This window comes from Serratia surfactantfaciens, from assembly GCF_001642805.2.
GTDB classification, from domain to species: Bacteria; Pseudomonadota; Gammaproteobacteria; order Enterobacterales; family Enterobacteriaceae; genus Serratia; species Serratia surfactantfaciens.
In genome coordinates this window covers 2,688,849-2,702,049 of sequence record NZ_CP016948.1, presented here as the reverse complement: position 1 = coordinate 2,702,049, position 13,201 = coordinate 2,688,849, and the positions used below count along the sequence as shown (strand labels likewise).

Annotated in this window: 13 protein-coding genes; 8 read left to right on the top strand and 5 right to left on the bottom strand. The window is 58.2% G+C overall.

The annotated features are described in order from the left end of the window. Nucleotides 1-14 precede the first annotated feature (14 nt). Nucleotides 15-845 (bottom strand): N-acetylmuramoyl-L-alanine amidase AmiA, encoded by an 831-nt coding sequence (amiA, locus tag ATE40_RS12725; protein ID WP_063919656.1) that lies wholly within the window; start codon nt 843-845, stop codon nt 15-17. 334 nt (nt 846-1,179) lie between these two features. On the opposite strand from amiA, the gene ATE40_RS12720 reads away from it, so the two are divergent. The 7 genes from ATE40_RS12720 (at nt 1,180) to ATE40_RS12690 (ending at nt 7,598) form a co-directional block, all read left to right on the top strand. Beyond that, on the top strand, nt 1,180-2,550 hold the full coding sequence (locus ATE40_RS12720; protein ID WP_063919642.1) for an MFS transporter: 1,371 nt from the start codon (nt 1,180-1,182) through the stop codon (nt 2,548-2,550). Nucleotides 2,551-2,566: 16 nt separating this feature from the next. Next, nucleotides 2,567-2,965 carry a hypothetical protein gene (locus ATE40_RS12715; RefSeq protein ID WP_244889043.1) on the top strand — a complete coding sequence of 133 codons (399 nt, stop codon included), beginning with the start codon at nt 2,567-2,569 and terminating at the stop codon, nt 2,963-2,965. A gap of 46 nt (nt 2,966-3,011) precedes the next feature. After that, the gene (locus tag ATE40_RS12710; RefSeq protein ID WP_244889042.1) at nt 3,012-4,088 is read left to right on the top strand and encodes an ABC transporter substrate-binding protein; all 1,077 of its coding nucleotides are present in this window, start codon (nt 3,012-3,014) and stop codon (nt 4,086-4,088) included. A gap of 43 nt (nt 4,089-4,131) precedes the next feature. Next, on the top strand, nt 4,132-5,142 hold the full coding sequence (locus ATE40_RS12705; protein ID WP_060425978.1) for a FecCD family ABC transporter permease: 1,011 nt from the start codon (nt 4,132-4,134) through the stop codon (nt 5,140-5,142). Beyond that, complete coding sequence (locus tag ATE40_RS12700) at nt 5,129-5,896, top strand: ABC transporter ATP-binding protein (protein WP_060420360.1); 768 nt, start codon at nt 5,129-5,131, stop codon at nt 5,894-5,896. Before ATE40_RS12705 ends, ATE40_RS12700 begins: the two co-directional genes overlap by 14 nt. Before the next feature lie 101 nt (nt 5,897-5,997). Next, nucleotides 5,998-6,873, top strand: coding sequence for a glyoxalase III HchA (hchA, locus tag ATE40_RS12695; protein WP_063919640.1), 876 nt, complete (start codon nt 5,998-6,000; stop codon nt 6,871-6,873). Then, nucleotides 6,870-7,598 carry a PA1136 family autoinducer-binding transcriptional regulator gene (locus ATE40_RS12690; protein WP_063919639.1) on the top strand — a complete coding sequence of 243 codons (729 nt, stop codon included), beginning with the start codon at nt 6,870-6,872 and terminating at the stop codon, nt 7,596-7,598. The genes hchA and ATE40_RS12690 overlap by 4 nt, the downstream gene beginning before the upstream one ends. Here the strand turns inward: ATE40_RS12690 and ATE40_RS12685 are convergent. Continuing rightward, nucleotides 7,595-8,485 (bottom strand): LysR substrate-binding domain-containing protein, encoded by an 891-nt coding sequence (locus tag ATE40_RS12685; protein WP_063919638.1) that lies wholly within the window; start codon nt 8,483-8,485, stop codon nt 7,595-7,597. The two genes, ATE40_RS12690 and ATE40_RS12685, sit on opposite strands and share 4 nt — an antisense overlap. Nucleotides 8,486-8,614: 129 nt before the next feature. Between ATE40_RS12685 and ATE40_RS12680 the strand changes: the two genes are divergently transcribed. Then, nucleotides 8,615-9,187 carry a hypothetical protein gene (locus ATE40_RS12680; RefSeq protein ID WP_063919637.1) on the top strand — a complete coding sequence of 191 codons (573 nt, stop codon included), beginning with the start codon at nt 8,615-8,617 and terminating at the stop codon, nt 9,185-9,187. 51 nt (nt 9,188-9,238) lie between these two features. Here ATE40_RS12680 and ATE40_RS12675 read toward each other — a convergent pair whose 3' ends face one another. From ATE40_RS12675 to ATE40_RS12665, 3 genes are all read right to left on the bottom strand, one after another. Next, nucleotides 9,239-10,945, bottom strand: a complete 1,707-nt coding sequence (locus tag ATE40_RS12675) for a hypothetical protein (RefSeq protein ID WP_063919636.1) — start codon at nt 10,943-10,945, stop codon at nt 9,239-9,241. Nucleotides 10,946-11,525: 580 nt separating this feature from the next. Next, a complete protein-coding gene (locus ATE40_RS12670; RefSeq protein WP_063919635.1) occupies nt 11,526-12,014 on the bottom strand; it encodes a GNAT family N-acetyltransferase in 489 nt (162 codons plus the stop codon). 179 nt (nt 12,015-12,193) lie between these two features. Further along, nucleotides 12,194-13,114 carry an AraC family transcriptional regulator gene (locus tag ATE40_RS12665; RefSeq protein WP_063919634.1) on the bottom strand — a complete coding sequence of 307 codons (921 nt, stop codon included), beginning with the start codon at nt 13,112-13,114 and terminating at the stop codon, nt 12,194-12,196. Nucleotides 13,115-13,201 lie beyond the last annotated feature (87 nt).

The following is a 13,201-nucleotide window of genomic DNA, read 5'->3' as shown; positions in this document are numbered from 1 at the left end:
CGCCCCGGCGAAGCTTAAGCGTGCGTTTCGCGTTTAAAGTAGCTGACGATCCCCTGAGCGATCGCCGTGGCAATTTTATTTCTGAAGGCGGGGGTGCCGAGCAGCTTTTCTTCCTCAGGGTTGGTGATGAAAGAGGTTTCCACCAAGACGGAAGGAATATACGGGGACTTTAAGACCACGAAGGCCGCCTGTTCGGTATTTTTGGCATGCAGATGATGGATGGGCGCAATATGTTGAATCAGGTGCGAGCCCAGCGCCAGGCTTTCTTTGATCGTTTCCGTCTGCTCCAAGTCAAACAGTATCTTCTGCAAATAGCGGTCTTTCTTGATGACGTTAGGGCCGGCGAGATCGTCCGCCGCGTTTTCACTGTTCGATAAGTATTTCGCCATCGCGCTGCTGGCGCCTTTATTGGAAAGCGCAAAGACCGAAGCGCCGCAGGCGCTGGGGCAGGTAAAACCGTCGGCGTGGATGGACATGAAAAGATCCGCGCCATGCCGGTGCGCGATCTCCACCCGATCGTAAAGCGGAATAAAAACGTCGCTGTCGCGCGTCAGGCGGGCATCGATGCCGTGTCGATCGAGCTGTGCACGCACATTTCTGGCGATCTCCAGAACGACATGTTTTTCCAGCGAACCGGTGTGGCCAATGGCACCGGAGTCGATGCCGCCATGACCGGGATCCAACATGACCAGGAATCTTTTTCGCGCACCGTGAGGCTTGGGGCGCGGCAGGCCGTGGGCGTGAGCCAGCGGGGAAACGGCGCCGTTCAGCGCCAGGGCCGCCAGCCCTGCCAACATCATTCTGCGGCGAGATAACCGGGTGTTCAAAAGGTCCGTCTTAGCCATAAGGGTAACCAGCATAAAAGGAAAGGGTGTTTTTGTTATAACATAACAATTCCGTGCTTCGGCGGGGTTGTCTGTTAGCGGCTGTTACTTTTAATGTCATTCCTTAAGTTCACTGGTTTTTTATACTGCATTTATTTTGTTTATTGAATGTTCGTATTGATATTTATTTGTTTTGTATTTGTTAATTCTTATTTTGACACACTATTTAATCTAATATTTCAAATGAGATTTATTCTCCTTCTTAATTGATATGTTATAACGTAATTAATAAAACGGATAAAAAACGGGGTCTTTGCTGCCGGCATGAAGCCACTCACGTTTTTGGAGCGTTAACATGACTTTTAAACACCAGGAAAAAGAGACATTAAATATATTCGCCGTTCTCGCGGTCTCGTTAAGCACGGTTATCGCCATGCTCGACAGTACCATCGCCAATGTGGCACTGCCGGTGATCGCCAAAGATTTCGGCGTTTCCGAATCGGCCTCCATCATGATTATTAATGCCTACCAGTTTGCCGTCGTTGCCTCTTTGATGCCCTTCGCGGCGCTGGGCCGCGCGGTGGGCAATAAAAAGATCTTTATAGCCGGGGTGGTGCTGTTCGCTTTTTCATCCTTGGGCTGCGCGCTTTCCGCGACGCTGTCGATGCTGACGGCATTCCGGGTGATACAGGGCTTCGGTGCGGCGGCGGTGCTCAGCGTCAATGCGGCGCTGATCAAGGAGATATACCCGGAAAGGCTGCTGGGGCGCGGCCTGGGCATAAACGTAATGGTGGTGTCGGTTTCCGCCGCCGCCGGGCCCTCCATCGCCTCGGCGATACTTTCTCAAACGAGCTGGAACTGGCTGTTTACCATCAATGTTCCCATCGCCTGCCTGTCGCTGTTGCTGAGCCTGATCTTCCTGGCCCCCCGCGAGCGACGCAGCGTTGGATTTGACCGCGGGGGCGCCCTGTTGGTGTTTGTGCTGTTCATCGCTTTCTCGCTCAGCACCATGAGCATGACCACCCACCATCTGCCGGCGGCGGCGCTGAGCTTTGCGGTATTCGCCGGGCTGGCCGGGTTGCTGTATATCAATCAGAAAAGAAAGGCCAACGCCGCGCTGATCCCGATCGCGATGCTGCATAATCCGACGCTGTCATTGTCTTTGCTGATGTCGATGCTGTCTTACAGCACCCAGCTTTTGGCTTTTGTATCGCTGCCTTTCTATTTCCACAATGTCCTGCAAAGAAACGTGGTGGACATCGGTCTGTTGCTGACCGCCTGGCCGCTGGCCACCATGGCGTCTTCGCTAATTTCCGGCGATTTGGCCAAGAAATACGATCCCAATCTTGTTGCCCTCTCGGGCCTTGCCTGTCTGCTGGCAGGCATGCTGCTGATGGCCAATCTGCCCAGCGATCCGTCGAATGGGGCGATCGTATGGCGCGTGGCGCTGTGCGGCATCGGTTTTGGCCTGTTTCAATCACCGAACAACCTGCTGATCATGACTTCGGTCTCCCATGAAAACAGCAGCATCGCCAGCGGCCTGTTGGGCAGCTCCCGGCTGATTGGGCAAATCGTCGGTTCGGCGTTAGTGGCGATTTTCTTCAATATGCGCGGCGCGCAAGCGACGAATATCAGTTTAATGGCGGGGGCGGCATTCTCGTTCCTTTCTCTGGTCGTGAGCTATATGCGCTTCAAGTCCGCCGTTACGTTAAAAACCAGCAAATAGAAGCACGAGGTTTCCCATGCGATTTGTCCCATTAGTGCCGTTGGTTATCGGGATGGCGGCGTTTTCCCTTGCCGGCTGCACGACCTACCACGACGTGGCATTGCAACAAAAAGAGGCGGGGCTCAATAGCCCGTATTACCTGCTGCAGCCGCCGGTCTATGTCGGCGACCAGTTGAAATATGGCCTGAAGGACGGCAGCGGCGGCGAGCTGACGGTGGCGAAGGTTGAACCGAAAGACTTGGTTGCCGACAGCGGAAAAATCATTCCTCTGTCGCAGCTCTCTTTCCTGCAACGAAAAGACCTTTCCACAGGAAAAACCGCCGCGTTGGTCGGCGGCGGCGCGGTCGCCACCACGGCAATCGTGTTTGTGGCCGGGATCACCATCATGGCCGCCGGCATCGCCGCGTCGGCCTAAAGCAGCCCATCGACGCACGCCGCCGAGCGTGCGCACAGGAGGCACCATGTGCGTCACAGTGAAATTTATCGCCACCGCTCTGCTGGCAATATTCGCCTTGCCGACGGCGCCTTACGCCACCGCCGGCCAGCCGGCGGCGGCCGAACCGCCACAAAGCGTGGCGGCGCAAACGCTGCCCGGCAGCTATCCGCGGATCGTCATCACCGGCAACTGCCCCTTCGGCGTGATCCTGGCGAACGAGGCGGCCTACCGGCACGTCGTCGGCGTGGGGCCCTGGGCGTTCATGCATGCCGATAGGCATGTATTGGAGGACATGAAGCCTGACATCGGCAGGATCACCTCCGCCTTCATCAATAAGGACTACCGGGTCAACATGGAATCGTTAATGAATCTACGGCCCGACATTATTTATTACTACGGCAAAAGCCAGGACGATCGGCTGGAAAGGGCGGGCGTGATGACCGTCGATCTGGATGCCGGCGGGCAGACAAAATACCAGCCGATGGCTACCCAGGTGTATTGGGAGAACACTTTCGCCGACACGCTCGGCCTGCCGCGCACGCACAAATTCAAAGACGCCTGGGAAAAGACCCTGAAGCAGATCCGCCCCTATGCCGCAGCCATCCATGCGCAGCACGTCAGGGCGTTGTATCTCGAAGAAAGTGACGGCAGGCAGCTGAAGGTGAGTGGCCCGCATACCTATGGCGACACCTACCTGAAAATGGCCGGCATGGACAACGTCGCCGGGGATTTGCCGGTGAAAGGGGATGCCGGCAGGTACATCAACGTTTCGATGGAGCAGATCATGGCCTGGGACCCGGATGTGATTTTCGTGGTGTTCGGTAGCGCCAAAGCGCTGCTGCACGGGGGGATCCCCGGCCAGGCCTGGGAAACGCTCAGGGCGGTAAAAAACGGCAAGGTTTTCTCGACGCCGGTGGGCATTCATAACTGGGGGGGCCTGTCGGCGGAAACATCGCTGCTGCCGCTGTTTATGATCAACCGCTATGCGCCTGAAGACATTAGCGACAAGACGCTGTGGGAGGAGACGCGCCGCTATTATCAGACGATGTTCTCCTATGCGATCCCGGACCGGTTGCTGGATGAGGTGCTGGCACAGCGCTAGAACCACGGTTGAATAGTATTCATTTAATGGGGGGAGCTTGGGGATGCCGGGCAGAGGAAAATATGTGGCGATCCTGGCGGGGCTGTTTTTGGCCTTGTGTGTGGCCGCCGTCGCATCACTGTTTGCCGGCCGCTACGCCTTGTCGGCCCATGATGTGATGCAGATTTTATGGCAGGGGAACATGCCGGGGGAAAACCCGACCCGCTATTCGGTGATTTTTAACCTGCGCGCGCCGCGGGTGGTGGCGGTGATGCTGGTGGGCGGCGGGTTGGCGGTCGCCGGCGCGACCTTTCAGGCGGTGCTGAAAAACGCGTTAGCCAGCCCGGACGTGCTGGGCACCTCTTCCGCCTCCGCCTTTGGCGCTGCGCTGGGCATTTTATTGAGTCTGCCTTTTGCCCTGAGTGCCATGCTGTCGTTTCTTTTCGGCGTGGTGAGCCTGCTGCTGGTGTTCGGCATCTGTCGCCTGAAACGTCGGCAGGATGCGCTGACGACGATCCTGTCCGGCATGATTATCGCGTCGTTGTTTATCGCGTTTGTCTCGGTCATAAAATATGTCGCCGATCCGCAGGATACCTTGCCGGCGATTGTCTTCTGGCTGATGGGCAGCTTCGCTTCGGTGGCGAAAGCGCAGGTCTATTGGCTAATCCCGCTGTTTGCGGCGTGTTACCTGACAATCTATCGGCTCAGGTGGAAAATGAACATTCTCTCGCTGGGGGACGACGAGGCGCGCATTGCCGGCCTAAATCCGCCCCGGTTGAAGATCCTGCTGCTGATCGCCGCCTCCCTGCTGGTTTCCGCCTCGGTAAGCTTGGCCGGCGTGGTGGGATGGGTCGGCTTGGTGATCCCGCATCTGGTGAGAAGCGTGCTGGGGTATAACCACGGCCGCCTGATCCCGGTCTCGGCGCTGAGCGGGGCGTTGTTTTTGCTGGTGATAGACAATATCGCCAGAGGCGCCACCTACGCAGAAATCCCGATCGGCATCCTGACCGCGCTGATCGGTGCGCCGCTTTTCGCCACGCTTTTTATTATGGGCAATCGATATGATCACCGCTAGCCGACTATCCTTTGGTTTCAAAGGGCGGGAGCCCATTTTCGACAACGTCAGCTTCGAGCTTAAGCGCGGCGAGATCCTCAGCGTGCTGGGCCCGAACGGCGCCGGCAAAACCACGCTGCTGAGAAATATTGCGGGCCTGTGTCGGCCCAGCGCCGGCTGGTGCGAGATCGGCCGTGTCGATAATCGAGAGGCGCGCCTGGCCTATGTGCCGCAGGCGAAGGCGCCACATTTTTCCTATGGCGTACTCGATTTTGTCACTTTCGGCTGCGTTCGTCAGGCCGGACTGTTTGCCCGGCCGGGAAAGCACGATTTCGCCAGGGCGCAGGCGGTGCTGCAATCCCTGGAAATCGGCCCGTTGGCGCAGAAAAGCATCGATCAGATCAGCGGCGGTGAACTGCAGATGTGTTATTTCGCCAAGGCGCTGATGGCAGATCCTGACGTCATGATCCTTGATGAGCCGGAGTCGAACCTGGATTTTTACAATCAGGCAAAAATGATCGAGATGCTCTGGCGCCTCGCCAAAGAGCGGCAGATGACGATCGTGCTGAATACGCATTTCCTCAATTATGCCGAACGCATCTCCGACAAGTGTTTACTGATGACAAAACGGCAGTCGTTGTTTGGCGTTAAAAGCGCTGTGCTGCGGGAAGATATCCTGGAGCGCTATTTTCGGGTGCCGGTAAGAAAGTGCCGCTATGAATACCAGGGCGCCGGCGAAGAAACCTTTATTATCGCTCTGCGCAATCTCGCCTGAGTTTCGGCTGCAAAGATTGCTTGAGGGATATCCCTCATTGCGGCCCCGCCGGCGGTTATTTAAGCTGAAAGGGCAACGTAACGGTGAATATGGAGATAATCATGACTGATTCAGTGTCCAACGATCGTAATCCCACCCCGGATGTGGCGGAAGACAACGCGTTCTTCCCATCGCCTTACTCCCTCAGCCAGTACACCTCGTCCAAAACCGACTTCGCGGGCGCCAGCTACCCGAACGCCTATCGCGGCGGCAAGTGGAAGGTGCTGATGATCGCCTCGCAGGAGCGCTACCTGCTGATGCAAAACGGCAAATTCTTCTCCACCGGCAACCACCCGGTCGAGATGCTGTTGCCGATGTACCACCTGGATCTGGCCGGTTTCGAGATCGACATCGCCACGCCGTCCGGCGATCCGGTGAAGTTGGAGATGTGGGCGTTCCCGCAGGAAGACGAAGCGGTCAAGGCCACCTACGAGAAGTACCGCAGCCAACTCAAGCAGCCGAAAAAGCTGACGGAGGTGGTGAAGGATCTGGATGGCGGCAACTACCTCGGCGTTTTCATCCCCGGCGGCCACGGCGTGCTGAATGATATTCCGTTCAGCGAAGAGGTGAAAAAGACCCTGCACTGGGCGCACGACAACGATCGCTACGTGATTTCGCTGTGCCACGGGCCGGCGGGCCTGCTGGCGGCGGGCATCGGCGAGCGCAAAGAGGATTTCCTCTATCGCGGCTATGAGATGTGCGTGTTCCCGGACTCGCTCGATACCGGCGCCAACATCGACATCGGCTACATCCCCGGCCCGATGCCCTGGCTGGTGGGCGAACGCCTGCGCGAGCGGGGCGTCAAGATCGTCAACGGCGACATCACCGGCAAGGTGCATAAAGATCGGCGCCTGCTGACCGGCGACAGCCCGCTGGCCTCCAACAACCTCGGCAAGCTGGCGGCGGAGACGCTGTTGGCCGACGTCGCCGCGCGATGAGCGACGAGCTCGCGCAGCGCGCTTTCCAGACGGCGTTGGCGATGGAGCATGAGCGAACCCTGTCCGCCATTCAGGGGCGGGTTCGCACCTTCGCCGCACCGTTCGGCTTCGACCGCTTTGTGCTGTTCTCCGCCTCCGCTGCGGCGGAAGCGGGGATAGAGCATATCTATTGGGTCGAGGGCGACTGGTTCGGCGACGGTGAGGCGGTCGATGCGCTGACCTACGTGCGGCACTGCCCGGTGACCCGGCACATGCTGCGGGCCAGCGAACCGTTCTTCTGGACCAAAACCCGGGCGGAGCAGGGAGAGCGCTACCGGATTGTGCGCACGCCGCGCGGCGCGGGGCTGCACGGCGTGCAGATCCCGGTGTTCGGCCCCGCCGGCCTGGAGGGGGCTGTCAGCCTGGGGGGCGAGCGCATCGACGCCTCGCCGCCGGTGCGGTTGGCGCTGTCGCTCGTGGGCACGGCGGCCTTTCTGGCGGCGCGGCGGCTGTTCGAGCCGGCGGCCGTGCAGGAGAGGGGGCGTCTGTCGGCGCGCGAGCGCGAGGTGCTGAGCTGGACCGCCATCGGCCGGCGCCAGGCGGATATTGCCGCGATGCTCGGCCTGTCTGAACGCACGGTAGAAAACCATCTGCGGCGCATTCGCCAACGGCTCGGCGCCGCCACCACCGCGCAGGCGATCGGCGTGGCGATCCGCCTGGGGGAAATCGCCCCCGAGCGCCGTTAGCCCGCCGCCATTTGCCGCAACAACCACTCGCGCAGCGCAATGATATCGGAGCGCTGCGCGGTCTCTTCGGTGGCCACCAAATAGTAGTTGGCGCCGGGCAATGACATCTCGAACGGCGCGTCCAACACGCCGCGCTGCAACAAATCGCGCGCCAGCAGCCGGCTGGCGATCACCACCCCCTGACCTGCCACCGCCGCCTGCAGCGCATGGGTTTCGTCGCTGAAGGTCAGCCCGGCTGCCACGTTCAACCCCTCCGGCCCGTAGCGCCGCCGCCAGTTTTCCCAGGTCGGCGCGTCGGCGGGCACCTGCCGATGTTCCACGTGAAACAGCGTCACCCGCTGCAAATCCTCGCTGCGCTCCAGCGCCAGCGCCGGGCTGGCCACCACGATAAAGCGATCCTCATGCAGCAGGGTGCAGTGAAGATCGGTTTCCGGCGTTTCGCGGTAGCGGATAGCGACGTCCACGGTGCGCTGGTTGAGATCGACGCGCTCGACGCTGGTGTGCAGGCGCAGATCGATGGCGGGAAACTCCGCCTTGAAATCCGCCAGACGCGGCACCAGCCAGTGGGTGAGAAAATTGGAGGTGGTAGTGACGGTCAGCGCCGGCGGCTGCTGGGCGCGGGTGATTTGGGCGACGGACTGCTCCAGCGCGGCGAAGGCGCGCTGGGTGCCGGCATACAGGATCTCGCCGGTCTCGGTCAGGCTGACGCCCTGCGCGCTGCGCTCGCACACCCGGCATGCCAGCACCGACTCCAGCAGCTTGATCTGATGGCTGACCGCCGTCGCGCTGACGCCCAGCTCCTCGGCGGCCAGCTTGAAGCTGAGACAGCCGGCCACGGCGTGGAAGGCGCGCAGCGCGCCCAGCGGCGGCAAACGGGTTTTTCTCATGGCTGAGTTATTCTCATCTAAGGCTGAAAACTATGAGTTTGTCTGACCGAGTATACAAGAGATAGGCTACCGACATGTGAACAAGGAAATGAATTTATTTCATCATTTTCATCTTGTCGGGAGTGAGCGATGAGCCTCTATATCAACAACGGCGCCCTGGGCGCCATGGAACATACGGGAACGGCGGCGAGTGCCCTGGCGCTCAGCGTGCCGGTGGCAGCGGGCGCCTTGCTGCTGGAGACGGAAAGCCTGTTGGGCATCGGCGCCACCCTGACGCTGCTAACGGCCTTGGCGCTGGCGTTTCTTGGCGGCGGCGCGCTGGCCCGCTGGCGGACGCTGCGCAATGGCCCGGCGTTGATCGTTCTCCGCTACGGCTTTTTGCTGGCGGCGGCGGGGTGGTTATTCACGCTGCTGATGCTGTTCGGTGGCCATGACTGGCCGGCCCTGCTGCCGGGCATCGCCCTCGGCGGCCTGGGCCAGGGCGTAGCCTACCGCACGGCGGTGGGGGAGAAAGCGGCGTTCGCCGTGGCGTGCAGGCTGACGACGGTGATGACCACCGCGGCGGTGGTGGTTGCCGTTTTGCTGGTGCAGACCTATGCCGCGCCGGAGATAAAGGGAGCCTGTTTCGCGCTGGCGTTGCTGGTCGATTTGGCGTTGCTGGGGGCGCTGATGGCGCGGATTGCGGAGCGAGACAGGGAGTGAGTCGCCGCGCTGAAGGTAAACAGCCCGCCCGGGGAAACGGGCGGGCTTTATTTAGGCGGCCGCCAGCTCTTGCGGCGTAACGTTTTGCAAACCGACAAGCTGTATGGCCGGCTGCTCCAGCGTGATGCCGAAGTCGCCCTGGCCCCAATTGTAGATATTGACGACGTGCTGATTGAGCGCGCTTGTGCCCTGCATGAATATCGACAGATCCTGCGTATGCGTTTGCGCGTTGTAGTTCAGCGAGAAGCTGCTGTTTGAGCCTTCGGCGCCGAAGGCCAGCAGGTGGTTATCGATAGACAGGGAAGAGGCCTGTAAAAAGCCCAGTTCGAAGCTGTCGTCGATGTAGATATTGTGGGTCTGCTTCACGGGAATATTCAGCAGGCTGTTGGGGAAGGGAACATCGTTGGACAGCATGCTCAGGTTCACGCCGAGATAATCCTGCGGCGCGCTCCCACCCGGCGCAGTGGTATAGCCGTGCTCGAAGCGAATCTCGCTGGAGCCTTTGCCCAGGTTAACCTCCAGGCCGTTGGCCGGCGTCAGCACCCGATCGTTAAAGGTGACGTTATCCTTAAAGTCCGTCAGCTTCACCGCCTCAATGTTGTACAGCCCGTCCTTAAAACCGTACAGCCCGATGCCGTTTTTCTCGATCACTCCGCGCCCGCCGTAGCTGCCCTGGGCGTCAAACTTCAGGTTTACCCCGTGCGACAGGCTGGAATAATCGACCGTATCATGGCCGCTGCCGCCGTCGATCACCGTCCAGCCGTAGTTGCCGGCGTTGTTTTGCCAGCCGCGCGGCACGCTGATGGTGTCGTCGCCGCTGCCGGTGTTAACGGCGATATTGCCGAACGCCAGCGTGAAATCATCGTCATGCAGAGTACCGACGCGGTACAGATTCGGCGTGGACAGCACGTCGGCAATGTCGTTGAAAATCGCCGAGCCGATATCCAGCTTGCCGGGAATGATACTGCCGCCGCCGGTCACGCTGCTGCCGTAGGATTCGGTGTAGAAATCACGCGCCGCTTCGGCGGCGAGGCGGATGGTCTCGTGGCCAATACCGAGGGTGGTCAAATAGGTGGGCACTTCGCCCGCCAGCAGTGTTTCAACCACGTAGCTGAGGTTTTTCATCTGCATGGAGACCTGCGCCGCCGCAATCAAATCGTAGGTGCCGCTTTCGACCTTAAAAGGCGAGGTATCGTTGGTGGCCACCCATTCGGTAAAGAACGAGGTGTCGCCTAAATAGGAGAACAGCGTGGTGCCGGCCCAGGGCGAATAGTTGGGGGCGCCGGTCGAGGAGGCATCGGTGAACACCTCGGATGCCGCTGCGCCGGCGTCGATCAGGCCGACCTCGTGAATGTCCGGCACTTTGGCGCTGGTGGGCGGGGCATCCGGCAGCGGCGCGTTGGGATCGCTGCTCAGATCGACGCCAAACAGCGTCTTGGCGAAGTTCTTGGCGATGTTGTCGGAGGCATTTTGAATGCGCGTTTCCCAGTCATCGGGAACATGCCCGGTGCGCAGCTCATACTGCAGCTTGGTTTGGTCGCGAATGTAATGGGCAAACGCCCCCTGATTCGAGTTCACGCCATAGGCGCCTTTGATCCAGGTATAGACCGCGATATCCACGCCTTGAATAGGTTGGTTGGCATGGTTGGGATCGGTGAGCGCATCGACGGAGGCGGCATACACGGCCGGCCAGTCGCCGGCTTTGGCGGCCTCCCAAATCGCTTGCAGTTTTTCTCGGTCGGTAATGACGTAAGCCATATAAACACTCCTTGTTGCTGAGAGATTGCTGTGAAATTCAACATGATGAATGGAGGCGCGCGATGGAATAAACCGAAACCCGTACAGCCAGAAACGCGCATGCCGCGAGCCGCAGCGAACGATGGGCGGCAGGCGCCCATACGAAAGGATAGACGCAACTTACCGAGTGCGAACAATTCTCTTATCGATTGTTTTTACAGGATTATTTCTGTAAATCTGCGGGTTAACCTGCGTATTGGCGTCAGGAAGGGATATCCGTCAGCTGGGTTAGGAATCTTCTTAGATAAAAGAGCGGGTTTCGCTGGTAGGGGTTGGCCAAGCGTTGGAGTTATGGCGGTGGTTGCCGCTGCCGCTTGGCGGATTCACGCCGACGGCAACGCAGGGGGGCGCTCCAACGTTGCTGGGGCGTGGAATGGTGTGGGCGTGGAATGGGGGGGAAATGCTGGAGTGGGTAATCTGACAGTCGGCTTTGTGCCAGAAGCGGACATTGATGATGTGAGGATATATAGTGGTAGATTGCCTATCGATAGTTGATATTACCCGAGATTGTCTCCGAAAATTATGATTAACGGATTGCTGATCAGTCGGATCCTAGCAAAAGACTCATATCAAAACCAGTTATCCGAAAACCAAACTCTTTATATAATTTCAAAGCCCTTTGATTGTCCGGTGACACTCTGAGTTCCACCTCATATGCGCCCTGTTGAGTCAGCTCATTCAGGAATGCACGGATAAAATCCCGACCCATTCCCTTACCCTGAAATTCTGGGAGAAGCATTATATCTGACAAAAAGGCTGAGTTATCTTCCAGGCTAAACCACAGATATCCCGCAGCCTGACTGTCATGTTCATAAGTTCTAAAATGGTTATTTTGAGTATTGATTCCCGCTGGCAAGGCTGTTTTAAATGATTTCGACGCCTCTATCTGGGCTTTTTTACGACTGTACCGATGATTTGCCATCAGGTCTTCAACATAGTCATTTAAAGAGAGGCCCCCCCAGAGGTCAAACTCGTTGTCATGCATGGGCCTATAAATTGATTTGGGGATTTTTGACTGTTTTGTTTTCAATTTACTGTCTCATTCTTAATAGCAACGTAACGCATACTTAGTACTACTCTACCGAATTATCCGCCGATTCAGCATGATAAAATTATATCATATAGCTTTGTCAACTGAACGTAATTTTGCTGACGCCGAAGTCAGCATTTCGCTCATAGCGGACTATCGTTCGCCTGACCAAATAAGCCTCAGTGCGATGAAACAAATACCGACGCAGGCTGCGCGGGCGGAATGGCGAAGTGACGCTGCATGCGTTTTATCTCCTCTGCCGGTGGCAGGCCAAACAGACGCTTGAATTCGCGGTTAAATTGCGATGGGCTTTCATAGCCAACGGCGTAACTCGCGGCGGCGGCGGTGATTTGTTGGCGCACCATCAGCATCCGTGCCTGGTGCAGGCGTACCGACTTCACATACTGCATTGGCGGCATCTGCGTTATCGCTTTGAAATGGCTATGAAAGGTCGGCACGCTCATGCCGGCCATCATCGCCAGCTGCGTCAGCTTTAACGGCTCCGCGTAAGCGGCATGGATGTGCTGCAACGCTTTACCGATCTTGCCAAACTGGCCCTGCAAGGCCAATGCGGCACGCATTGCGTTGCCCTGTGCGCCTGTCAATACGCGGAAATAAAGCTCACGCACCCGCGCCGGGCCGAGGATCGCTGCCTCAAGCGGGTTAGCCAGGACTTCAAGTAAGCGAAGTACGGCCATTTTTACCGCGCCGTCCATGGGGCTCGACATCATGCTTTGCGGCGCGACGGGAGGATGCGGGGCGCCATGCTGTTCAATCTGCAACATCAGTTCCGCGGCAAGCTGAAAATCCAGATGCATATAAATCGCCAGCAGCGGATGTGCTGCCGACGCGTCGGTTTCCATCACAAACGGTACCGGCACCGAAACCGCCAGGTAGTGCTGCTCATCATATAAATAGGTCTGTTGACCGAAATAGCCGCGTTTGCTGCCCTGGCAGACGATCACGATCCCTGGATCGTAAAGCACCGGCGTTCTGGCAAGCGGGCGATCGGAACGCAAAATTCGCACATCAGGTAGGGCAGTGAGGTTGTATCCCTCTTGCACCGCAAGTCTATTCATCAGGGCAATCATGTCGGACATCCCACCACCTCATAAAATCAGGCAAGAAAAAGAGAAAATACGGCCTAAAAATACGGCAGGGAAGAGAATACCATGCAACCTTCATGG

Excerpts from the sequence above, each read along its gene's own strand:
- amiA (WP_063919656.1), bottom strand. The coding sequence starts at position 845 with ATGGCTAAGACGGACCTTTTGAACACCCGGTTATCTCGCCGCAGAATG.
- ATE40_RS12720 (WP_063919642.1), top strand. The coding sequence starts at position 1,180 with ATGACTTTTAAACACCAGGAAAAAGAGACATTAAATATATTCGCCGTT.
- ATE40_RS12715 (WP_244889043.1), top strand. The coding sequence starts at position 2,567 with ATGCGATTTGTCCCATTAGTGCCGTTGGTTATCGGGATGGCGGCGTTT.
- ATE40_RS12710 (WP_244889042.1), top strand. The coding sequence starts at position 3,012 with ATGTGCGTCACAGTGAAATTTATCGCCACCGCTCTGCTGGCAATATTC.
- ATE40_RS12705 (WP_060425978.1), top strand. The coding sequence starts at position 4,132 with ATGCCGGGCAGAGGAAAATATGTGGCGATCCTGGCGGGGCTGTTTTTG.
- ATE40_RS12700 (WP_060420360.1), top strand. The coding sequence starts at position 5,129 with ATGATCACCGCTAGCCGACTATCCTTTGGTTTCAAAGGGCGGGAGCCC.
- hchA (WP_063919640.1), top strand. The coding sequence starts at position 5,998 with ATGACTGATTCAGTGTCCAACGATCGTAATCCCACCCCGGATGTGGCG.
- ATE40_RS12690 (WP_063919639.1), top strand. The coding sequence starts at position 6,870 with ATGAGCGACGAGCTCGCGCAGCGCGCTTTCCAGACGGCGTTGGCGATG.
- ATE40_RS12685 (WP_063919638.1), bottom strand. The coding sequence starts at position 8,485 with ATGAGAAAAACCCGTTTGCCGCCGCTGGGCGCGCTGCGCGCCTTCCAC.
- ATE40_RS12680 (WP_063919637.1), top strand. The coding sequence starts at position 8,615 with ATGAGCCTCTATATCAACAACGGCGCCCTGGGCGCCATGGAACATACG.
- ATE40_RS12675 (WP_063919636.1), bottom strand. The coding sequence starts at position 10,945 with ATGGCTTACGTCATTACCGACCGAGAAAAACTGCAAGCGATTTGGGAG.
- ATE40_RS12665 (WP_063919634.1), bottom strand. The coding sequence starts at position 13,114 with ATGTCCGACATGATTGCCCTGATGAATAGACTTGCGGTGCAAGAGGGA.